Below are 22,506 nucleotides of genomic sequence, written 5' to 3'. Positions count from 1 at the left end.
CGTGCTCGGCTTCGTCGTGCGCCGACTGCGCGGGCGATGGCCGCTCGCTGTCGCCGTACTGCTCACCGTACTGATCACCGCGACCGCTCTCACCGCGCTGACGGCCTTCACCCGCGGCGTGGGGGAGGAAGGGCTGCGGCGGGCGCTGACCGGCCCGGAACAACCCCGGACCACCGTCGTGGTCACCAGCAGCCACCCCGCCTCCGCCCGCGCCAAGGACGACGAGTCCGTCCGGGCCTTCACGGACGAGGTCTTCGGACGGCTTCCGGTGACCGCCGAGAGCGTGGCCCGCAGCCGTTCGTACGGACTCCCCGGCGCTGCCGCTTCCGGCCGCGACGCCGATCTGACCCTGCTCGCCGCGCTCGGCCGGGAGCACGTACACCTGCTCGCCGGCCAGTGGCCCGGGCCGGCCGCCGCAGCCGCCGGAGCCGGATCCGGAGCCGGCGCCCCGGCGGCACCGACGCAGGTGGCCGTCCCGCGCGCCGCGCTGGCGCGGCTCGGCCTGGCCGAGTCCGCGCTGCCCGCACCCGTCCGGCTGGACGACCGGTTCGGCGGACCTCCGCTGACCGTGCTGGTCACCGGCGTGTACCGGGCCGCCGATCCGGACGCCGGGTACTGGCGGCTCGACCCGCTCGGCGGCCGGGAGATCCAGGGCAACACCTTCGCCACCTACGGCCCGCTCCTGGTGGACGACAGCGCCTTCACGACGGGCGGTCTCCTCCAGGACTACCGCCTCACGCTGCTGACCCCGGACCTGCGCACGATCCGCGCCTCCGAGGCCGAGGCCGTCCGGACCGCGGCGAACCCCGCGGGAGCCTCCCTCGAACGCACCACCTCGCTCCGCGCCGCCACCGAACTGCCGCAGATGCTGGCCGAGCTGGACTCCGGCATGCGCGTCGCCCGGTCCACGCTGCTGGCGGGCGCGCTCCAGCTCGCCGTGCTGTCGACCGCCGCGCTGCTCCTCGTCTCCCACATCCTGACGGTCCGCCAGGAGCCGGAGCGCGTCCTGCTCACCGCGCGCGGTGCCTCCCGCCGGCGTCTCGGCGCGCTGAGTGCGGCCGAGTCGCTGCTGCTCGCCCTGCCCGCGGCCGTCCTGGCACCGCTGCTGACCCCGCCCCTGCTGCGCGTGTTCAGCCGGTTCGGACCGCTCGAACGGGTCCACCTGGAGATCCCGGACACCTGGCTGGTGTGGCCGGTCGCGGCCGGCTGCGCCCTGGCCTGTGTCCTGCTGACGACCCTGCCCTCCGTCCTGCGCGGCGCCTCGGCCGCCGTACTGCGCCGCGTGGGCAGCAGGCAGGCCCTGGTGACGGGCGCCGCCCGTTCCGGAGTGGACCTGGCCGTGGTGGTGCTCGCCGTCCTCGGCTACCAGCAGCTCTCGCAGTACGGGGGTACGGACGCCCCCGCGCCCGACGCCCCCGGCGGCGGGCTCGGCGTGGACCCGGTCCTGGTCGCCGCGCCGGCCCTGGCCCTGTGCGCGGGCACGCTGCTGGTCCTGCGGCTGCTGCCGTTCGCGGCGCGGGCCGGGGGACGGCTGGCGGCGCGCGGCCGGAGCCTGGGCCCCGCCCTGTTCGGCTGGCAGCTCGCCCGACGGCCCGGCCGGGCCACCGGGCCGGTGCTGCTGCTCGTACTCGCCGTCTCCAGCGGGATCCTGGCGCTCGGTCAGCACACCGCCTGGTCCGCGTCCCAGCGCGACCAGGCCGACTTCGCGACCGCCGGCGGCCTGCGGATCTCCGGGAGCAGCATGTCCCCGATGGGGCAGGGCGGACGCTACGGGGCGCTGCCCGGCGGGGACCGCCTGAATCCGGTGGTCCGCCGGGAGCAGCAGCTGCCGGGCGGGGGCGTCGCCGACCTCGTCGCGCTGGACGCCGCCAAGGTGGCCGAACAGGTACCGCTGCGCACGGACCTGCGCGACGGCCGCGCGATGCGGGAGCTGTTCGCGCCGCTCGCCGCGGGTGACCCCCCGAACGCCGCGGCCGGGTCCGGCGCCTCGGGAGCGGCCACCGCCCCCGCGGAGGGCCCCGGTGTCGCACTGCCCGGCTCGCCCCGCCGGATCGACCTCGACGTGACGGTACGGTCCGCCGGAACGAGCTGGGCGGCCGTGAGCCTGCTGCTGCGCGACCGGTTCGGGGCGACCTACGGGACGCCCTCGGTCACGCTGCCCGACAGCGGCGACGTCACCCTCCCCTTCCTCCTGGACGCGCTGACCGGAGCCCCGGTCGGTTCGGCCGCGGCTCCGCTGACGCTGGCGGGGATACGCCTCTCGTACGCCGGGGACGGCGGTCCCCCGGGCGACGGCAGCGAACTGGCCCTGCGGCGCATCGCCGTCTCCGACACCGTGGACGGCGGCGCCGTCCAGGTCGCCGTGCCCGGCCCCGCGGGCACGGGCGGCTGGCAGTCGGCGCCCGCGGAGAAGCCCGGCTCCCTGCGGGCTCCCGTACCGTCCCCGGTCCCCGCCGGTTCCACGGACCTGCTGCGGCTGCGCTACCGGGGCGGGGCGGGCACCGAGAAGGGTGTCACCGCCGTGCTGTTCCCGACGCCCGCGGCGCCGCCCGCCCCCGCGGTCCCTGCCATCGCCACCACCCGCTACCTGCGGTCCATAGGTGCCTCCGTGGGCGCGACGGTCCCCGTCACGCTGGACGGCGCGACCGTCCCGATGCGGATCACCGCCGCCGTGGACTCCCTCCCCGTGGCCGGACGGACGGCGCTCGCCGTCGACCTGCGCGTGCTCGGCCGGTACCTGCTGGAGTCCTCCGGTCAGCAGCCGGCCGCGCCCACCGAGTGGTGGCTGCCCGCGGCCTCGGCCGCCGACCCGGTCCCGGCCCGCGCGGCGGCCGAACTGCGCGCGGGGGCCAGGACCGAGCGCGTCCAACTGCGCGAGGAGATCACCGCGCGCCTGCTGGACGACCCGTTGAGCGCCGGCTCGCAGAGCGCGCTGGTCGCCCTCGCCGCCGCGTGCGCGGTCCTGGCGGCCATCGGCTTCGCGACCGCCACCGCCGCCGAACGGCGCGTGCGCGGCCGGGAGTTCTCGGTCCTGCTCGCGCTCGGCACACCGCGCCGGTCGCTGGCCGTGGCGTCCGCCGCCGAGGGCGGGGTGCTGATCGCCATCGGGACCGCGGTCGGGACCGCGCTGGGTGTCGCCCTCGTCCATCTGATGGCGCCCCTGGTCGTGCTGACACCCGCCGCCGGGCGGCCGTTCCCGCCCGTACGGGTGGACATGCCGTTCTGGCAGACGCTGCTGACGGCCGCCGCCATCGCCGCCGTTCCCCTGCTGTCGGCCGCGCTGAGCGGCCCCCGGGGCCGCGACATCGCCGCCCGGCTGCGCCCCGTGGAGGAGATGTGACCACCCCGCCGCCGTCCACCGGCACCCCGCCGCCTCCGGTCGCTGCCCCGCGGCCGCCCGCCGCCCCGAAGTCCGGGCCGCGGCCCGCGCCGTGGGTCCGGACCCGGCTGCGCGCGGCTCCGCTCGGCACCCTGCTCGCCGCCGCGCTGGCGTTCGTCGCCGTCCTGCTCGCCGCCGCACTGCCCCGGGCCCAGGACCGGGGCGCCGACCAGGCCCTCCGGTCCTTCCTGGACCACAGCGGGTCGACCCGCACCAGCCTTCAGGTGACCGCGGAGGCACCGCCGTCCGGGCAGAGTGCCCAGGCCCTGGACCGGACGCTGAAGAGCCTCCTCGCCCGTACCGGGAACACCTTCCACGTCGACGCCGACACGGTCGTCCACGGCACGCGGACCACCAAGCGGCAGCCTCTGCTGAATCCGGAACTGTCCCGCCCGCACCGCCTCCCGCCCAAGATGTCCTTGCTGTACATCCAGCAGGCGCAGGATCACGTGAAGCTGGTGGAGGGGCGCTGGCCGAGCGACGCCCCCCGGCCCACCGGAGCCGCCGCGTACGAGCCGCCGCTCCAGGTCGTCCTGTCGCGGGAGGCCGCGGCCACCATCGGCGCCCGCGTGGGCTCCGTCCTCAAGAGCGCACCCCTGATCGACGGCACGCCGTCCGTGGAGGTCGTGGGCCTCTACTCGGTCACGGACGAGACCGAGGACTTCTGGGTGAACCTGGACTGCCTCCCGCGCGCCTGCAAGACGTTCGTCGGGGAGAGCTACCTGTGGGAGGCCGACGCCCTGATGGGGGCCGGCGACCTCGACCGGATGGACCTCTGGGGCCACAACGCCGAGGACTTCTGGCGCCTCCCGGTCGAGGTCGGCCGGCTGCGGGCCGACCGGCTCGACGCCACGAAAGAGGAGATCGCCTCCTACGTCGCCGGCCCCACCGCCGCCGCCATCGCCTTCGAGACCCGCCGCGAGCGGATACGGACCACCTCGTGGCTGCCCGAACTGTTCGAGCAGGCCCACGACCGCAGACAGGCGGCGGCGCCCCTCGCGCTGATCGGGCCCGCCGGGGTCGGCGGGGTCGCCTTCGTCGTCCTCTGCCTCGCCGGCGCGCTCGCCGCGGACCGGCGGGACGCCGAACTGCGGCTGCTGCTGGCCCGCGGCGGCTCCCGCTCCGCCATCGTCGGCCGGCTCCTCGGGGAAGGCGCCGTCACGGTCCTCCCGGCCGCCGCGGCCGCCACCGCGCTCGCCGTACTCCTGCTGCCCACACCACGGCTCGCCCCCGCGCTCATATCGGCCGCGACCGTCGCACTGCTCGCGCTACTGGCCTTCCCCGTACGGGCTGCCGTGCTGCTGACCCCGCCCCGCCCCGCCGGGCGCTGGCGGCGGCCCGTGGCCGAGCTGCTCGTCCTCGCCGCCACGGCCGCCGCCGTGCTGGAGGTCCGCCGCCGCGGGGTCGCCCCGGCCGGCAGCGACCCGGACCCGCTGCTCATCGCGTCCCCGCTGCTGCTCGCACTGTGCGGGGGGCTGCTGCTGGCCCGGCTCCTGCCGGTGGTGACCGGGTGGCTCGCACGGGCGGCCGCCCGCCGCTCCGGACTGGTCGGCTTCCTCGGACTGGCCCGGGCCGCGCGCGGTTCCGGGGCCCGGGGCACCGGCCGCTCGGGCCCCTCCGTCCTGCCGATGGTCGCCCTGCTCCTCGCCATCACCACCGGGGGGTTCGGAGCCGCCGTCCTGCAGTCCGTGGACTCGAACCGGCTCGGTGTCGCCCGGCTGACCGTCGGGGGCGACGCGGCGATCTCCGCCTTCGGCAAGGCGGAGCTCCCGGAGGGCCTCGCGAAGGCCGCGGGCGAACTGCCGGGCGTACGGACGTCCGTGCCGCTGTGGATCGACCACGACTCCGCCCTCGTCGGCACCGTCCAGCGCTCCAGCCAGGTCAACCTGATCGTCGTCGAGCCGGGAGCGTACGCGGAACTGTCCCGCGTCCTCGGCTGCGGACCCTTCGACCCCGCCCTGCTCGCCACGGCCGGCGGGGAGCCCGCGGACGCCCCGGTGCCCGCGCTGTTCAGCTCCGGCCTGGCACGGCTGGGCGGCTCGGGAACCTTCACGCTCCAGCCCGGCAACGGCGGCGAGGTGCGGGTCCGGGGCACCGCCGTGATCGACTGCACTCCGGCGGTTGCGGCCGCGGACGCCGCGACCGTCGTCCTGCCCGCGAGCCGCGCGGCGGCCCTCATCAGCGGCGCCGACCGCCCGAACCGGTGGTTCGGCCTCGGGTCCGTCGACGGCGACCGGCTGCGCGAGCTGGTCCGCTCCGCTCTCCCGGCGGCGTCCGCTTCCCCGTCGGCGTCGGCGTCGGCGTCGGCGTCCCCGTCCCCTTCGCCCGCGGCCCCGGCCGGAGGCCAGGACCCGGCCCCGGCTCCCGGGACGCAACCGGCCGACGAGGTGTATCCCGTGCGCACCAGCGCCGAGGTCGTCGCCGAGCTGGGCTCCGATCCGCTTCAGCGGTCGGCACAGCGGCTCTTCTGGGCCTCCGTGGCCGGAGCGGCCGGCTTCGCGCTGCTGGCCGTACTGCTGACGCTGATGCGGACCGTCCCCGAACGTGCGGCGCTGCTGGCCCGGCTGCGCACCATGGGGCTGCGCCGTCGCCAGGGCGTGGCGCTGATCCTCGCCGAGACCTTGCCGCAGACCGTGGCCGCGGCACTGGGCGGGGCCCTGGTGGCGGCGGCCGCGGTGGCGTTGCTGGGACCGGCGATGGACCTGTCCACGCTGGTCGGCACGAGCGTGCCGACCGGTGTACGGCTCACGGCGGGGCCCGTACTGACCCAGGCCCTGGGCCTGGCCGCCCTGGTCGCCGCGGCCGTGCTCGTCGAGGCGGCGACATCCGGGCGACGGCAGATCACCACCGAGTTGAGAGCGGGAGACCAGCGTTGAACAGCGACCAGCCGACGTACGAGGAGCTGCGCCGCCGGGCGACGGCCGCCGCGGAGCCCCGCACCACGGCGGTGGACGCCGCGATCGCCTGCGACCGCCTGGTGCGGATCTTCAGTACGGACGGGATCGAGGTACAGGCCCTCCAGGGCCTGGAGCTGACGGTCGCGCAGGGCGACCTGGTGGCCCTCGTGGGCGCCTCGGGCAGTGGCAAGTCCACCCTCCTGAACATCCTGGCGGGCCTGGACGTGCCGACGGCGGGCAGCGCGGCGGTCGCCGGCTACGACCTGCTGGAACTGTCGGCGCGGGACCGGCTGCGCTACCGGCGCGAAGCGGTCGGGTTCGTCTTCCAGCAGACGGCCCGCAACCTGCTGCCGTTCCTGACGGCCGCCCAGAACGTCGCCCTGCCCATGCAGTTGAAGGGTGACGGCCCGCGGCGCGGCGCGGGCGCACGGCGCTCCGCCCGCGTCGCGGAGATCCTGGACGCCCTCGGGATCGGTGACCTGGCGCACCGGCGCCCGGCGGAACTGTCCGGCGGCCAGCAGCAGCGCGTCGCGATCGCCGTGGCGATGGCGAACGACCCCAAGGTGCTGCTGGCCGACGAACCCACCGGCGAACTGGACTCGGAGACGGCCGCGGCGGTCTTCGAGACCTTCCGCACGGTGAACAAGGAGCTGGGCGTGACGGTCGTCATCGTGACGCACGACCCCATGGTGGCGGGCGAGGTCCGCCGCACGGTGGCGATCCGCGACGGCCGCACGAGCAGCGAGGTCCTGCGCCGCCTGGTCACCGACGAGCACGGCGAGGAATCGATCAGCGAACGCGAGTACGTCGTCCTGGACCGCTCCGGGCGCGTCCAGCTCCCCCCGAAGTTCCTGGAGGCCCTGGGCATGGAGCACCGCGTGGCGGTCGACCTGGCCCCGGACCGCATCGAGCTGCGCCCGGACCGGAGCTGAGGGCTCCCACGCCGCACGCATGGGCCCGCCGACACGGGGCAGACGCCGGGTACGGGGCAGTGGGCATCGCATCGCTTCGCGCAGTGCGGTGGCGAAAGGAGGCTGCCATGGTGCTCGTGGCAGCGGACGTGCTGGGTGCGCCGTGCTGGCTGAGTCTGATGGCACGCGATCTTCAGGCCGCGGAGCGCTTCTACGGGGCGGTGCTGGGCTGGACCTTCCGGCGGGGCGTGTTCGGACGGGCCTCCTCGGTGGCCGAGCTGGACGGCGTGGCGGTGGCGGGGATCGGAGCGATGGCCGGGGAACTGGCCGCACCCGTGGCATGGACGGTGTACTTCGCGGTCGACGACGCCGATGCGGCCGTGGCCAGGGTCCGCGAGCGCGGGGGCACGGTCGGGGTGGGGCCGGTGTCCTATCCGCCGCGCGGCCGGGCGGCCCTCGCCACCGACCCCGAGAGTGCGGCCTTCGGCATCTGGGAGGGAGAGGTGCTGTCCGAGTGGCGCGCCGGTGAGGGGCGGGCACCCGCTTGGGTGGAACTGCTCACGCGCGACGCCTTCGACGCGGCCGTCTTCTACGGCGAGGTCCTGGAGTGGGCCGCGAACGCGAACACGGCCGAGGACGAGGACGAGGACGCCGGAGGCTGCGAGGTCTCCTACGAGGAGGACCAGGTCGTCCTGCGGCGCGGCGACGGCCGGGCCGTCGCGCGCTTGAACAGCGGCCCGGTCGAGGCGGCCGCCGAGCGGCCCCAGCTACGGCCCCGCTGGCTGGTCCATTTCAGGGTCCCGGATCTGAAGGCGGCACGGGCGGCGGTCGTCGAGCACGGCGGCAGCATCGTCCCGGACGTCCCGGACCCCGCCGGGTGGGCTGGTGGGAAGCAGCGCACGACGGTGTGCGATCCGGACGGCGGCCTCTTCACCCTCGACCAGTCGCCCTCCGCGTGACGTCGGCGCCGCCCGGGAGGTCGGCGGTGAGGAGGAGGCCGAGGAGGAGGCCGTCGGCGCGCTTGCCCAGCACGTCCGCCGCCGACGCCAGGCGCCGGGACTGCGACACGGGCAGGGACAGCGCGATGCTCGACGTGAAGCCGGGAAGCCTCAAGGGCACGGCCGCGCAGACGTCCCTCGGGGAGTATTCGAGGAGGCTGAACTGCTCACTTCTGTTCCACAGGGCCACCTGAGCTCACCGGGGCAGGCGTGGCGACGGGGCGTTTTGGCTCATCCGCGTTCACACCGGGTTGAGATCCGGGGCGCGAAGGGGGAGGCTGGCGGGGCTGGTTGCCCAGGCAACCGGACATCCCCTGGCTACTACTGGCTGCAACCGTACGGAGCGGGGATCTCGGGCAGCATTCACGTTGGCGCGTGGGCTGCCCGGGAGGCCGTCGTCCGGAACGCGGGACGACGGCCTCCTTCAGCTCACCAACCTGCCGCGGGCACCGGCGGTACGTCGTCCCGGGGCGCCTTGGCGGTGATCGTGAGGCCGGCGACGAGGGCGGCGAGGAGCATGCCGGCGAGCGACCACCAGAGGCCGTCGGTGTAGGCGCGCAGCAGATCTCGGTTCACCGTGTCGGGCAGCCACCCGCGCAGTCGGCCGGTGATGAGACTGGTGAGCAGCGCCGCGCCGAACGCGCCGCCCACGTGCTGGGCCGCGGCGACGGCCGCCGAGGCCACACCGGCGCGCTGCGGGGCGATCGCGGCGGTCGCGGTGGCGAAGACCGGCGTGAAGGCCAGGCCGGTGCCGAAGCCGATGAGGAGCATGCCGGGCAGTACCTGGGTCCCGTAGGCGCCGCCGGGTTCGAGGCCGGTCAGGAGCAGCAGCCCGAGAGCCGTGGTCACCAGGCCCGCCACGATCAGGACGCGGGGCGCGACGCGGGGCAGCAGGCGGGCGGAGACCTGGGTGGAGCCGATGACGGCTGCGGCGACCATGGGCAGGAAGAGCACCCCGGTCATGACGGGGCCGTAGCCGCGGACGTACCCCACGTGGAAGGTCACGGCCGGGAGCGAGGCGGCGATGCCGGCGCCGACGAGGAGCACGGTGAGGAAGCAGCCGACGCGGTCGCGGACCGTGACGGGCGACGGCTGGAGGAACGGACTCGACGTCCGGGCCTGCCGCCGCAGGAAGGCCACGAGCAGGACGGCTCCGACCACGAGCAGGACCAGGACAAGTGGGGTGCCCCAGTCGCGCGGCTCGGCCTCGATGAGGCCGTAGGTGAGGGCCCCGAGCCCGCCGGTGCCGAGCAGCACGCCGGGCACGTCGAGGCGGGCGCCGCTGCGGTCCGGGCCGTCGCGCAGCACGATGAGCGCGCCGGTCAGGGCGATCACGGCGATGGGGATGGCGGCGTACAGGGACCATCGCCAGTCCAGCCCCTCCGTGAGCAATCCGCCCGTCAGCAGCCCGAGGGCCGAGCCGCCGGCGGCGACCGCGGCGTAGACCCCGAAGGCCCTGCCACGGTCCTTCGGGTCGGTGAAGCCGGTGGCCACCAGGGACAGTGCGGACGGTGTCACCAGCGCGGCGAAGACGCCCGTCAGGGCGCGGGCGCAGATCAGCGTGGTGGAATCGCCGGCCGAGCCGCCGAGCGCGGAGGCCGACGCGGATCCGACCAGGCCGATGACCAGGGTCCGCTTGGGCCCGACGAGGTCCGCGATGTGCCCGCCGAGCAGCAGCAGACTGCCGAAGGCGAGCAGATCGGCCCGGAACGGCAGGCCCAGATCGTTGTCGGAAAGGTGCAGGTCGGCCTGGAGCATCGGCGCCAGGACGTTGTAGTTCATCGCTTCGATCAGCACCAGCAGCTGCGCCAGGGCGATCACCGCCAGGGCCCACCAACGCCGCGCGTGCGCGAACGGTGCGCCGGGCGGCGGTCCCGGGGGCGGTCCGAATCCCTGCGCGGGGCCGAAGTGCGCCGGGGTGGTCGGGGCGTACGCGGGGGCCACCGGCGGGGGCAGCGGCTGCGACCGGGGCTGCGACACGGGCTGCAGCTCGGGCTGTGCGGGCGGGGCACCCGGACTCGGCTGTGCGGCAGGCGCTTCCGGGGCGTAGTCCAGCAACCGGGCGGCATGGCGCCCCAGTTGCGCCAGCACCGCGCCCGGCAGCCACTCCCCCGCCTGATCCTGCGCCGTGCGCGCGGCCACCTGTTCGGGGGTGGGCCTCTTGGCCGGGTCCTTCTCCAGGCACGCGCGTACGAGGTCGACCAGCGACTCCGGTACGCCGGTCAGGTCCGCCTCCTCCTCGGCCACGCGGAAGAGGTGGGCGTTGAGCCCGGTGTCGGCGGCGCCGAAGAGGAGGCGCCCGGTGGCGGCGTAGACGAGGACGGCGCCCAGGCAGAAGACGTCGCTGGCAGGCGTGAGTTCGAGCCCGCGGACCTGTTCCGGCGACATGAAGCCGGCGGAGCCGATCAGCATGCCGGTGTGGGTGTGCAGACTGTCCCCGGCGAGGCTGTCCATCGCCCGTGCAATGCCGAAGTCGATGACGCGGGGGCCGTCGACGGTGACGAGGACGTTGGACGGCTTGAGGTCGCGATGGATCAGGCCCGCCTCGTGCACGGCCTGCAGGGCGAGGGCGAGGCGGTTGGCCAGGGTGTGGACCGCATGCTCGGGCAGCGGCCCGAAGTCCTCGGCGACCACGGCGTGCAGGTCGGGCCCCGGTATGTACTGGGTCGCCACCCACGGTACGGCGGCCTCGGGGTCGGCATCGAGCACGGCGGCCGTCCAGCTCCCGCCCGCCCGCCGCGCGGCGGCCACTTCACGGGCGAAGCGCTTGCGGAACTCGGTGTTCCCGGCGTACTCGGCCTGCACGACCTTCACGGCCACGGTCCGTCCGCCCTCGGAACGCCCCAGATAGACCAGGCCCATCCCGCCCGCGCCCAGCCGGGCGATCAAACGGTACGGGCCTATGCGGGTCGGGTCTTCAGTGATCAGCTGGTCCACGGAGGAAGGATAGTCCAACTATCCAACTACCACAGGGCCATTGGGCGAAACGACTGCTCCGAGGGTCGCAGCCGGTCAGGGCAGCGTCCAGATCCGGATCGTGACCACGTAGAAGACGACGGCCCAGAACACCATCGCCGCGGCGACGATGCCGAGGCCGACGAGGTTGGTCCTCGCCTTCGGCTCGTCCGGGGCCGGCCGCAGCCAGCGTTTGAGGAGCGGGTTCACGTAGTACGGCATCGTGAGGAAGCTCATCAGGAAGCTCGACAGCAGGTTGCCCACGAGCAGTCCGAGCCAGAACGGCATCCCCAGCGGATGCAGGGCGAGCGACAGCAGGACGACGGTCGGGTACAGGCCGACCCAGATCGCGATGGAGGTCTTGGTCTCCGAGGGGGGCGGCGCCTCCTTGCCGTGCTGGTCGAAGGCGAACCAGCTTCCGAACGAGTTGTCGATCGTGCGCAGTTTGAAGTCGTCGAACTTCTCGCCCTCGGTGAGGAGTTCCTGCCGTTTGGCCGATGTCAGCCAGGCATCGAGGTGCTCGGCGCTGTCGTAGCGGTACAGCGTGGTCCATTCGTCCTGGAGCCCCTCGATGGGGCGGAAGATCTCGGTACCGCGGAATCCTTCGAACTTCTCCTCCTCCTGGCTCATGCGGCGCTGCCAGTCGAGGAATTCCCCGATCTGGTCGGGGTGGACGCGGTGGGTGACCACGACGGTCACCAGCGGATCCGTCGGCTGGGTGCCACCGCTGACCACCTGCTGGGTCGCGGGACCGTCGAAGTACCTTCGCCCCCTGTCGAGGAAGCCCTGCCTGGTCGCGCTGTTGATCCACGCTTGCAGATGGGCTATCGAGTCGAACCGGTACACGACGACCCAGTCGGGTTGCAGGGGTGTCGCCGGGGAGTTCTCGGCGCCCAGGAACCCGGGGTAGTGCGCGGCGGCGGCGTTGACGTCCTCCTGCCACATCTCGTACTCCTGCTCCGCTCCGGGCAGGATCTTCTGGCCGATGATGGCCGTTGCCGCCGCGTCTTCGAACTTCTTGGTGTTCACGGGATCAGGCCGTCGTCCGCGCCGTCCGGCTTTCGCCCAGCCGGCCGTAGATCCGCTCCGGGGTCAGGGGCAGGGCGCGGTAGCGGACGCCCGTGGCATCGTGGAGCGCGTTCGCCAACGCGGGGGCCACCGGGTTGATGCAGCATTCCGCCATCCCCTTCGACCGCATGGGCCCGAAGGAGTCCGTCGAGTCCACCAGGAGCACCTCGGTGCGGGGGACATCGGCGTAGGTGGGGATGCGGTAGTTGCGGAGGTTCGGGTTGGCCATGACGCCGTTCGCGTCGACCTGGAAGTTCTCGGTCAAGGTGAAGCCGATTCCCTGGGCCACACCGCCTTCCACCTGCCCGCGGACCTGCTCGGGGTTGATGACCACCGCGGCGTCCGTCGCCTGGACGCTGTAGAGGATGCGGATCTCACCGGTCACCTGATGGACGGCGATCCGGAAACCCTGCGTGTTGGAGGTGACGCTGCGGGGTGAACCGTAGGCCTTGCGGGCGGCGGTGAACCGGATTCCGCGCGCCCGGGCCAATGCGACGAGCTCGGCCAACGACACGCGCCGGTCGCCGCAGACGACGCCCCCGTCTTCCATCGAGCACATCACGACGTGGATGCCCGTGTGCGCGGCGGCGAATTCCAGGATGCGGTCGCGCACGGCGTTGGCCGCGCGGAGTACCGCGTTGCCCGATACGAAGAGACCCGCGCTCGCGAAGGCGCCGGTATCGAATCCCGTGCGGTCGGTGTCGGACTGCACCAGCCGGATACGTGAGGGCGTCGTGCCCAGCTGGTTGGCCGCGATCTGGACGTGGGCGGTCGACGTCCCCTCGCCGAATTCGACCGTTCCGACGGCCAGTTCGTAGATGAGGTCGTCGCCGAGGGTGACCCAGGCCTCGGAGATGTGCTCGGTGGGAGGCGCGGTCTCGTGCAGTGAGCTCGCGACGCCGCTCCCGAGGAGCCACCCGGGGCCGGGGGACGGCTGATCGGCCGTACGGGCCATCGCCGCGTCCACGAGATCGATGCACTTCGCGAGCCCTTCCTCGGTGAACATCACGTCGTCGGGGCCTTCGTGCAGGGCGATGAGCGGATCGCCCGGTCGCACGATGTTGCGTCGTCGCAGTTCGAGCGGATCGAGGTGCAGGGCGAGTGCCAGTTCGTGCATCGCCGATTCCACGGCGAAGGCCGGCTGCGTCATCCCGTAACCGCGCAGGGCTCCGCTCGGAACGGTGTTCGTGTAGACGGAGTACGCGTCGTACTTCTTGTTGGGGCAGCGGTAGATCATGACGGCCGAGCCGCCCGCGTACAGCGTTTCGCCGCCGTGGTTGCCGTAGGCGCCCGTGTTCGACACGTTGCGGATCTGGAACGCCGTGAGCGTGCCGTCCGCCTTGGCGCCCAGCTTGACCGTGAGGGTCATCGGATGCCGCGGCGAGGCCGTGGTGAACTCCTCCTCGCGGGTGTACTCGAAGCTGACGGGCCGCCCGGTGTCCAGGGTGGCGAGTGCGGCCAGATCCTCCGAGATCACTTCCTGTTTGCCGCCGAAGCCGCCGCCGACCCGTTTGCAGAACACGCGGAGCTGGTCCGGGCGCAGCGCGAACAGGTAGGCGAGTTTGACCTTCGCGATCGACGGCGACTGCGAGCTGGTGCGGACGTTGAGCCGGCCGTCCTCCATCCAGGCGATCGAGCCGTGTGTTTCGAGGTGCGCGTGCTGTACGCGCGGTGAGGCGTACGTGCCTTCGTGGATCACGTCGGCTTCGGCGAACCCGGCGTCGACGTCGCCGATGTGCGAGTGGATCTCGAGCAGGATGTTGTGGAGGGGGTCGCGGGCGAAGGGATCGTTGCCCGCGCCGTGCAGCTGTGGCGCCCCGTCGGCCATGGCCTCTTCGGGGTCGAACACCGCCGGCAGCACCTCGTATTCGACGACGAGTCTTCGGCAGCCCTCCTCCGCGGCCCCGACCGTGTCGGCGAGGACCGCGGCGACGCGCTGGCCGACGAAGCGGACCGTGTCGTCGAGGATGAAGGTGTCGTCCGGATCGACGAGATGGTCGGTGTGGATCGCCGTGGTGAAGCGCTTGGGCGGCACGTCTTCCCAGGTGTAGACGCGATGCACCCCGGGGACGGCGAGCGCGGCGGTCTTGTCGATCGAGACGATCCGGGCGTGGGCGTGCGGCGAGTGCAGCACCTTGAGGTGCAGCATGCCCTCCATACGGGTGTCCATGGTGAACTCGGCGCGACCGGTCACAATGTCGTCGGCCGCCGGCGCCCCGACGCTCGTCCCGACGGCCTTTCCCGGTGCGGCGCTCTCCACGCCGACGACACCCTTCACGGCGTCCTCGATCGCCCGATAGCCCGTGCAGCGGCAGAGGTTGCCCTTCAACGCCCGTGGCAGGTCCGCCTTCTGGGCCTCGGTGAAGGTCGCCGAGGTCATGATCATCCCTGCGGTGCAGAAGCCGCACTGGAAACCGGGCGCATCGCGGAACTGTCGCTGCACCGGATGGAGGCCGCCGGGTGCTCCGAGCCCCTCGATCGTCGTCACCTTGCGACCGTCCGCGCGGAAGGCGGGAGTGATGCAGCTGTGGACCGGTTCGCCGTCCAGCCACACCGTGCACGCGCCGCAGTCGCCCGCGTCGCACCCCTTCTTGACGCCGTAGTGGCCGAGTTCGCGGAGGAAGGTGCGCAGGCACTGACCGGGTCGCGGTTCTTCGCCGAAGCTCTTGCCGTTCACGGTGTACGTCATGCCGGACCTCCGGCCATGAGTTCGCGGCGGATCTCCTCGGCGAAGTGCTCCGTCAGGTGGCGACGGTGGTCGGGGGTGCCGTTGGGGTCGGCGAACCAGACGTCGGCGGGGATGGCGTCGATGCTCTGCCGCAGCGTGGGGGCATCGGGCATGGTGTCGAAGGCGAACCGCACCGGCCGCGTGGTGCCGGCGGTGACGGTGAGCAGCAGGTTGCCCGTTCCGGGCGCGTGCGTACCGATGAGGAAGACGGTCGACCGGCCGAGGCGGGTCAGCGTGAAGCGGCGGTGCGCGGCGCGCTTGCTCAGGGCGTGCGCCGGAACGTCGATGCGGCGCAGTATCTCCCCGGGGGCGAGGATGTTGCGGTTGTTCCCGGTCACGAAGTCGAGGGCGTCGACGGTGCGCACGGACCCGTCGGGGGCCCACAGCTCGTACCGTGCCTCCAGCGCGACCGTGAGGGTGATCATCGGGCCGGCCGGCAGGGACATGCAGATGTTTCCGCCGACGGTCGCCGCGTTCCAGACCTTGAAGGAGGACAGGAACGCCTCGCAGGACGTCCGGATGAGGGTGCCCGCGGGCCAATCAGCAGGAGGCGAAAAGGCGTACAGGTCGCGGACGGTGCACGTCGCGCCGATTTCCAGGCCCGCGTCGCTCGGGACGAGGGGGTCCCAGCGCAACGCCGTCAGGTCGATCAGGCGGCGCAGGCCGGGCTGCTCCGCGGAGAACAGCCACGTTCCGCCCGCGAGCCAGGCGTCGCCTTCGCGCCAGTCCGCACCCGGCCGGTCGGACGGTCGCCGGACTACTTCGGTGATGGTGTTGAGATCCATGGGAGCTGATCTCCCTCACGACGATGCGCCTGGAGGCAGTGCAACCCCGAGCGACCACTGGGCGCATAAACCTTTTTCCAGGATATAGCAGAACAGAACAGCCCCGCCAAACGGAACGGGCCGCGTTCCCCACTCATGTCAGATCAGGACCACGGCCCGGTTGTACCCCACGAGGCCCAGCGCGGTGCCCAGGCAGACCAGCACGATCAGCCAGAAGAGGAAGGGCAGTGCGACCTGGGCCAGGGGCGGGGCAAGGGCCACCGCCGGGACCACGGCGAGGATGAAGTTGAGGGGCCAGCCGGAACATCGTTCGAGCAGGCCGAAACCCTGGCGGTAGGGCTCGAACGGGGCGTTCAGCGCCGTGCGCAGTGGCCGGCGCGGGGAGTACAGCTCGTCGCTGACGCCTTCGGCGAAGTAGACCAGGGCCCAGATGAGCGCGACCCAGCCGAGGACGAAGACGGCGAAGCCCCGCCACGGCACCTCCACGTCCGTGGCCGCCATCAGGGCGGCGTCGGTGCCGAGCGCGAGAGAGCCCACGCTGGCAGCGCTGATCAGGACGTAGCAGCCGAGGGCTAGCAGGGCCCGACGCCAGGACGGGGTCTCGATGGAGTAGGGCTTGCCGAGGGCACGCCCGGCCTCCAGGCGCAGCTTCCAGTCCTCGTCCTGCCGCAGTTCCTCCAGCCGGCTGCGTGCATTGAGGGAGAGGGATGCCTCGTTCAACACGGACGAGTGCATCAGTACTTCACCCAGTTCGCGGACGACCTCGCGCCGCCCTTCCGTATCCAGGGACATCAGTCGCTCGTCCGCGCGTTCGATTGACGCCTTGGCCGTCCACCGCAGCTCGGCCATCCGTGAGAGATCCTGCTCCCCCCAGGAATGCTTCCGGTCCCGCCAGTCACGCAGGATCCGGCCCAGCAGGTCGTGGAACAGCTCGTACTTGTACGTCGTGCCGCACGCCACGCGCCGGAGGATGAGGACTCCGCCGGCACAGAGCGATTCGAGCGTCTCGTACAACAGCTGACTGAGTCTCGGGTTCTCGAACGGCCATTGCTGTTCGTCGTCCGCCAGCCCGAACGTCCTGCGCGCCTGCGGGGTGAAGTCCCGGGCGGTCACCAGCCCGGAGAGATCGTCGAGGCCGAGCAGGACCTTGGCTCCGGTCGGCGTCACCAGGTAGCGGACGATCGCGAAGAGGATCTCCAGATGGTCCTCCGGCATCGAATCGTCCAGCTTGCCGCGCACATAGGACTGCAGGACCCCCTGCACCCCGCCTTCCCGGTCATAGGTGGCGCGGGTGAGCGTGCGGTCGGGCCGGTCCTTGTCCAGCTCCCACAGGTGCTGGCAGACCACTTGGAGGTGACCGAGCTCGGCGTAGCCCTTCCCCTCGGTGTCCAGGTCGACCACCAGCTCTTCGAACAGCCCCTCCTCGGCTCCGAAGGGCGGCACCAGGGCGTCCAGCGGGCTGCGAAAGGCGCGGTGCAGGCTCTTGGGACCCAAGGGTCCCAGCCGCAGGCCGTTCTCGATCAGCGTCGGCACGCGGCGCAGCAGCTCGTCGAGATCGGCCAGGTGGTCCTCGCGGATTCCCAGGACCACCCGGGCCCCGCTGCGCGGATGTGTGCCGATCACGGCCAATTCATCCCAGACCGCGTCCAGTCCGTCTCGCTGGCGCAGCGCCTCCTCGAACTGGTCGAGGATCAGCACGGGGCAGCAGCCGGTCTCGGCGGCGTTGGCACGCAGCATCTCGCACCACGATCCGGGGCGTTCCCCCGACGACGGGAAGTGCTCTGCGATCAAGCGGCTCAGCTGCTCCGCGATGGGAGGCCGCCACGCGTCCACGGAGGCGATGGTGAAGTCCCCGGCTCTGTCCAGGGCCGGGCGCAGGCCGGCTTGGAGCAGCGAGGACTTGCCCCCTCCGCTCGGCGAGTACACCAGCGTGAGGGGGGTCGAATAGACCAGGTTGTAGAGGACCTCGGCCTCCCGCTTCCTGCCGAAGAACAGGTGCCGGTCGCGCTCGGTGAAAGGCCGCAGGCCCACGTAGGGGCTGCCTGCCGTCCCGGGGATGGTCATGCCGCCACTCCGATCGCCGTGTGCAGGTGGGCAACGAACTCGGCGAGGTCCATGTCGAACAGCTCGACGTGGCGCTTGTCCCAGAACTTCCGCTCGACGACGGAGACCGATCTGCGGACCCCCCAGGACGTCGGCACGTTCAGGGGCGGCCCAGGGCGGCGCTGTTCGAGCTGGTGCAGGATCACCCGCATGTTCCAGTCGGCCATGGAGTACCCGAGGAAGAGGATGCGCCGCTTCTCCAGGATGTGCGTGGCGATGGCGCCGGGCGGCACGGCGTGGGTGGAAAGCGAGGCGACGAAGCGTATGTAGTCGCCTTCGGACACCACCAGCGTGTCCACATCGTCGCCGAGTCCTTCGCAGAAGCCTCCGTGCAGCTTGTAGATCAGTGTCGTCCCCGCGTACTCGTCGAGCCCCAGCTCCTGGCTCTGCATCGGCTCGAACTCGGCGTCGCCGCTCTTGCGCACCAGCAGTGTGTGCGAGGTCCAGGGCATCGTGTCCTGGATGACCACGGTGTACCTGCGCCCGGCCAGCTCCATGGCCTTCTCCAGCTGGCAGTCGTAGTTCGTGGTGATGACCACGAGGGGGCGGTCGGCGGGCGGTGCGATGGCTGCCACCATTTTGGCGGTGGGCGCCGGGGCCACTTCGCGTTGCTCCTCGTAGAACACCTGGCGGAAGCAACGCCAGATCTCGGTGTGGCTGCCCGCGCTGTCCTCGTAGTACTGGGCGACCTGGGTGAGCGGATCGTCGGCCTTACCCGGGTAGCCCTGGAACTCGTCGATCAGCCGCTGGGCGAGCTTCTGGCCACCGGGCAGCCTGCCGGGAGCGGTCTCGGCCACTCCGGCGTAGGAGGCGGCCGCGCCGAGGAAGGGCACGGCCCGGCCTCCCAGGAGTTCCGTGGCGATCAACCCGTACGGGGGTTCGTTGCCAGTGGTCATCGTGTCGCCTCCTGACTCGGCGCCCGGCCCGTGCGAAGGGTCAGCCGTCCTTGCCGCCCGTGCCGCCCGTGCCGTCCGTGCCGTCCGGTCCGGCGACGAGGAAGACGTCGGACAGCGGCGCGGTGTCGGCGCCGGCGCTGATGAGCAGGTCGTACGTGCCGGGGGGCAGCAGGCCGAGGTCGAACCGCTGCCGCTTGCGGGGGACGGTGATGGCGCGGTCGACCGCCTGGCGGCCGGTGGACCGTTCGGTGACCGAAAGGCGGGCCCGGACCTCGGGCAGTTCGCTCTCGCCGGAGGCGCTGTTGGCGCCGATCTCACAGGCAACGATTTCGTCGGCGAGGTAGAGGTCGTCGCCGAGGTAGCTGAACCAGACGGTGACGGCGTCACGCAGGTCGTCGATGCGTATGTTGTGCAGGGACTGGAGGATGCCCTTCAGGTGGGCGAGCATCGCGTCGTGGTTCTGCAGGCTGCCGTGCTTCTGCGGGACGAACGTGCGGGCGTCCTCGGTGCCGGAGAGGGCGGCGGAGAGTTTGGGCACGGTTCCGTCCCCTCCTTCGTCCGCGTCCCCACGGATCATCAGGGCCTCGACCTTGTGGTCGGCGATCCGGGCCGATTGTCTGGTGGGCTGGTCCATGCCGACGATGGGGTGGTAGATCACGCGCTGGGTCTCCCAGGCGGGGTCCTTCCGGTTGGCGGCGGCCGCCTTCTCCATCTCGTCGTGGAAGTCGGTGAGATGGCTGCTCCACTGCGGCTGCCAGCCGGGCAGTCCGGCGTTGGCCGGGGTGGCGGCCGAGCCGTCCGGCCCGTAAATGCACTTGTACACGGGCACGAGCTGGTGGAGGCCGGTGAGGGAACGCAGCAGGCGCGTGAGGTCGTGCTCGAAGGGGCCGATCCGCTTGTGGAAGCCGTTGCACAGGAAGTCGACGGCATTGAGCGAGCCGTAGAAGGGGGTGCCGAAGGTCACGATGGCCCGGGTGTTCTTCCAGCCGCCCAGTGCCTCGACGAAGTAGCGGGAGATGAGTCCGCCCATCGAGTGCCCGATCAGGACGAGTTGGGCCGCGTCGTTGCCGCTCTTCTCGCGCCAGTTGCTCAGCCAGGTGTGGCTCTGTTCGGCGAGCTTTCGGGCGGCGGCCCGGTTGTCGCGGCGCCAGTCGTACGGGAAGGGGAAGTAGTTCTGGCCTGCCGTCAGGTCGAACTGGGCCAGCAGGAAGTTCTCGATCGCCGTGTAGCCGTCGATCTTCCACAGACCGGGCAGGGTGTGGAGGTCGGGCACCAGCCGGGGGGCGGCGACCCCGTCGCCGAGGTCGTCCACGTGCCAGTCGTCCTCCCCCAGTTCGAGCGACTCCAGTGAGCGGCCCAGACTCGTGAGCGCGCCCAGTACCGCCGAGGGCGACGGCGCCCATACGTCCTTGCCGTTCCGGGTCAGCACGCTTCCGGTGATGCCGGGGAGCAGTACGACGACGTCGGCCATCGGGATCCTGGCCATGAGCGGACCTCCTAGCTGCCCCCTGGTCGGTCGTTCGGGTCGGGTCGGACGAACCGGGCGGCCGCGTCCCCGTAGTGCTGGTAGGCCGCCCATGCACTCCACCGCTGCGGGTTGGCCGCGATGTCGGGCTGTCGCTGCTCCGCGGCGCGCTGATCGTAGAGCCTCTTGCGCGCCGCGCGGACGGCGCCGCCCACCGTCGGCGCCTCCTCGGCGGCCCCGTCCTTGAAGAGGTGTTGGTAGAACTGCTCGGCGAAGGTGATCCCCTGGTCGTCGGGGATCCGCCAGGCCGCCCCGACGTAGTGGCCGACGCCGACCCGAAGGAATTCGTCGGCGAGACTCGGCACCAGCGCGGCCTGCGGGTTTCCCCAGGGGCTCTGCTCCGCCACGCCCGGCTGTCCTTCCGGCGTGCCGGGACCGGTGGGGCCGCCGAGCCGGGCCGTGTAGCAGGCGTTGGCCACGACGATCAGGGGCGGCCGTTCGAGCAGGGCCAGTTCCTGTGAGGTCAGCAGGCCGTCCGAGAAGACCCAGCCCGAGCGGCGGCCCGTGTCGGACACGTCGAAAGCGCTGTGACCGCAGTAGTGCACGATGTGGTTGCCCCCGCACAGCAGGACCCGCAGGACGTCCAGGCGCCTCGCGGGTTCGGCGTCGCCCGGCTCCCGGGGGGCGTTCGCCGCGCCGATGAAGCGGGTGACCTTGACCCCCAGGCTCTCCAGCTGGTCGGCGACCGCGTGGGCCTCCTGGCAGGCTCCCGGCAGGTCGAACCCCTTCTCCGGGTCTCCCGGGTCGCCGATCACCAGGGCCCGCAGCTGTCCGTCCGCCGCCCCCTCGGTCGTCACGCGCGAGTAGGGAGTGCGCAGTTGCCGGGACAGCTGGGTGCGGATCGCCAGGGGATCGCGCCTCTCACCGCCGGCCTGCTGGATCTCGGCCAGGAACTCCCAGGGCACGGAGGCCGTGTCGCGGTCCAGTTCCAGCAGGACCGTCGCATCGTCGGTGAGCAGCCGCTGGAAGTCCGCGGGCACCATGAAACGGGACAGCAGGTCGGGCAGTCCGTCCGCGTCCTCGACCGTCGGTTCCGTCAGCCGGCCCACGAGCTGGCGCAGCAGGTCCATGTCCACGGGGAGGAACCGCTCCGGTACGGTGGCCCGCCCGGTCAGCGCCGCCCAGCGCAGGCCGCGGATACCCGATTGGACGGACATCCGGACCGGTACGGAGCCGTCCTGGGTCTCCACGGACGGGCGTACCGTCAACGTCAGGTCGGTGTGCGCCACTTCGGCCAGGTGGACCAGCTGCTCACGGACCTGGCCCTGGATGTGGGGGGCGAGGCCGGCCAGCACGGTGCTCAGGACGTCATCCCCGGCGAGCCCGGTCAGCGCGGTCAAGGCGTACACCGCCGCGGAGGGCGGGAACAGCTGACCGCCGCTGCCCTCGCGCAGCTCCGGGCCGATCCGCAGCTGCGACAGTTTCTCGGTCGCCTTGCTCAGCGCCAGGAGGAGCTGCTCCGCGCGCAGCCGGTCGACCTCCACGACGAGCACCTCGGTGAGCGCGGGCGGCGGCGTCGTGGGCAGCGACGCCAGGAAGCCGGCGAATCCCCTGACGAGGGCGCGAGCCGCCTGGTTCACGGTCAGGTTGCCGGTGCCCGAGCCGATGAGCACGGTCGCCATGGTCTCGACGTGGCCGAGCCCGACCGCTTCGCCGAGCAGCGAGCCGTACATCTGGACGGCGCGGCGTTCGGTCAGGGTGCCCATCGGCCCCATGCCGACGACGGCGGCGGACCGCACGGGGCCCGCTTTGCAGGGGAAGTACGTGACCTCCCCCAGCTGGGCGTCGATCCAGCCCAGTTTGGTGTGCTCGGTGATGATCCGGCGGGACTCGCTGGATATGGCGCGGTCGAGCGCGAGCTCCGCGGCGGCGGGCACCACCGACTGGTAGTGCCCGGTGACGTGCAGATCGGCGCCGGCCTCCGCGAGGTCGCCCCACACCACGGTCAAGCCGACGGAGGGGCCACCGGGGCGCGCTGGTTCCTCCTGGGGCGGAGCGGGAGGCTGTCGCGGAGGGTTGGAGGCCGGCGGCACGTCCTCGAGCAGGTCAGCGATGCGTGCGTCAGGGGTGCTCACCACGCTCCTCCTTCGAGTCGCCCGGCTTCTCGCTCACGGATGCGTACCACCCGTCCCCTTAACCGGATTATCCCACCGTTCCCCGCCCGTCACCTCTGGCGGCGGCCCCGGCGGCTTCCCGACGGGATCCGGTTGTTGAACGGTTAGTTGTTGAACGGTTGTTGAACACGTTCCGCAAAATACGGA

General features: G+C 72.3%; 13 protein-coding genes. 4 read left to right on the top strand and 9 right to left on the bottom strand.

Features of this window, described 5'->3' with window-relative positions; genetic code table 11:
* The first annotated feature begins 1 nt into the window (after position 1).
* The 4 genes from ACZ45T_RS17630 (at position 2) to ACZ45T_RS17615 (ending at position 8,146) form a co-directional block, all read left to right on the top strand.
* Positions 2-3,340 carry an FtsX-like permease family protein gene (locus ACZ45T_RS17630; RefSeq protein ID WP_468442158.1) on the top strand — a complete coding sequence of 1,113 codons (3,339 nt, stop codon included), beginning with the start codon at positions 2-4 and terminating at the stop codon, positions 3,338-3,340.
* Positions 3,337-6,255 carry a hypothetical protein gene (locus tag ACZ45T_RS17625; RefSeq protein WP_468442156.1) on the top strand — a complete coding sequence of 973 codons (2,919 nt, stop codon included), beginning with the start codon at positions 3,337-3,339 and terminating at the stop codon, positions 6,253-6,255. The genes ACZ45T_RS17630 and ACZ45T_RS17625 overlap by 4 nt, the downstream gene beginning before the upstream one ends.
* Positions 6,252-7,208, top strand: coding sequence for an ABC transporter ATP-binding protein (locus ACZ45T_RS17620; protein ID WP_468442154.1), 957 nt, complete (start codon positions 6,252-6,254; stop codon positions 7,206-7,208). The genes ACZ45T_RS17625 and ACZ45T_RS17620 overlap by 4 nt, the downstream gene beginning before the upstream one ends.
* A 107-nt stretch (positions 7,209-7,315) precedes the next feature.
* Entirely contained in the window at positions 7,316-8,146 is an 831-nt protein-coding gene (locus ACZ45T_RS17615; RefSeq protein WP_468442152.1) for a VOC family protein, read from the top strand.
* Here ACZ45T_RS17615 and ACZ45T_RS17610 read toward each other — a convergent pair.
* The 9 genes from ACZ45T_RS17610 to ACZ45T_RS17570 form a co-directional block, all read right to left on the bottom strand.
* A complete protein-coding gene (locus ACZ45T_RS17610) occupies positions 8,118-8,375 on the bottom strand; it encodes a hypothetical protein (protein WP_468442150.1) in 258 nt (85 codons plus the stop codon). The genes ACZ45T_RS17615 and ACZ45T_RS17610 overlap by 29 nt on opposite strands.
* A gap of 239 nt (positions 8,376-8,614) precedes the next feature.
* Positions 8,615-11,122: an MDR family MFS transporter gene (locus tag ACZ45T_RS17605; protein WP_468442148.1), complete on the bottom strand. Its 2,508-nt coding sequence runs from the start codon at positions 11,120-11,122 to the stop codon at positions 8,615-8,617.
* 75 nt (positions 11,123-11,197) lie between these two features.
* Positions 11,198-12,169, bottom strand: a complete 972-nt coding sequence (locus tag ACZ45T_RS17600; RefSeq protein ID WP_468442146.1) for an antibiotic biosynthesis monooxygenase — start codon at positions 12,167-12,169, stop codon at positions 11,198-11,200.
* A 4-nt stretch (positions 12,170-12,173) separates the two neighbouring features.
* Positions 12,174-14,897, bottom strand: a complete 2,724-nt coding sequence (locus ACZ45T_RS17595) for a molybdopterin-dependent oxidoreductase (protein WP_468442144.1) — start codon at positions 14,895-14,897, stop codon at positions 12,174-12,176.
* Entirely contained in the window at positions 14,894-15,721 is an 828-nt protein-coding gene (locus ACZ45T_RS17590) for an FAD binding domain-containing protein (RefSeq protein WP_468442142.1), read from the bottom strand. Before ACZ45T_RS17590 ends, ACZ45T_RS17595 begins: the two co-directional genes overlap by 4 nt.
* Positions 15,722-15,859: 138 nt before the next feature.
* On the bottom strand, positions 15,860-17,785 hold the full coding sequence (locus tag ACZ45T_RS17585) for an nSTAND1 domain-containing NTPase (RefSeq protein WP_468442140.1): 1,926 nt from the start codon (positions 17,783-17,785) through the stop codon (positions 15,860-15,862).
* Positions 17,782-18,720 carry an SIR2 family NAD-dependent protein deacylase gene (locus ACZ45T_RS17580; protein WP_468442138.1) on the bottom strand — a complete coding sequence of 313 codons (939 nt, stop codon included), beginning with the start codon at positions 18,718-18,720 and terminating at the stop codon, positions 17,782-17,784. The genes ACZ45T_RS17585 and ACZ45T_RS17580 overlap by 4 nt, the downstream gene beginning before the upstream one ends.
* A gap of 40 nt (positions 18,721-18,760) precedes the next feature.
* Positions 18,761-20,206 carry an esterase/lipase family protein gene (locus tag ACZ45T_RS17575; RefSeq protein ID WP_468442136.1) on the bottom strand — a complete coding sequence of 482 codons (1,446 nt, stop codon included), beginning with the start codon at positions 20,204-20,206 and terminating at the stop codon, positions 18,761-18,763.
* A gap of 11 nt (positions 20,207-20,217) precedes the next feature.
* Positions 20,218-22,320, bottom strand: a complete 2,103-nt coding sequence (locus tag ACZ45T_RS17570; RefSeq protein WP_468442134.1) for a CHAT domain-containing protein — start codon at positions 22,318-22,320, stop codon at positions 20,218-20,220.
* Between the last annotated feature and the right edge of the window lie 186 nt (positions 22,321-22,506).

Source organism: Streptomyces sp. NPDC030995 (genome assembly GCF_055571215.1).
Note: the sequence above shows the minus strand (reverse complement) of the source record. Positions and strands in the feature narration are given on the sequence as shown.

Coding starts and splice junctions, on each gene's coding strand:
- ACZ45T_RS17590 (WP_468442142.1), bottom strand. CDS start 15,721: ATGGATCTCAACACCATCACCGAAGTAGTCCGGCGACCGTCCGACCGG.
- ACZ45T_RS17580 (WP_468442138.1), bottom strand. CDS start 18,720: ATGACCACTGGCAACGAACCCCCGTACGGGTTGATCGCCACGGAACTC.
- ACZ45T_RS17575 (WP_468442136.1), bottom strand. CDS start 20,206: ATGGCCAGGATCCCGATGGCCGACGTCGTCGTACTGCTCCCCGGCATC.
- ACZ45T_RS17585 (WP_468442140.1), bottom strand. CDS start 17,785: ATGACCATCCCCGGGACGGCAGGCAGCCCCTACGTGGGCCTGCGGCCT.
- ACZ45T_RS17595 (WP_468442144.1), bottom strand. CDS start 14,897: ATGACGTACACCGTGAACGGCAAGAGCTTCGGCGAAGAACCGCGACCC.
- ACZ45T_RS17615 (WP_468442152.1), top strand. CDS start 7,316: ATGGTGCTCGTGGCAGCGGACGTGCTGGGTGCGCCGTGCTGGCTGAGT.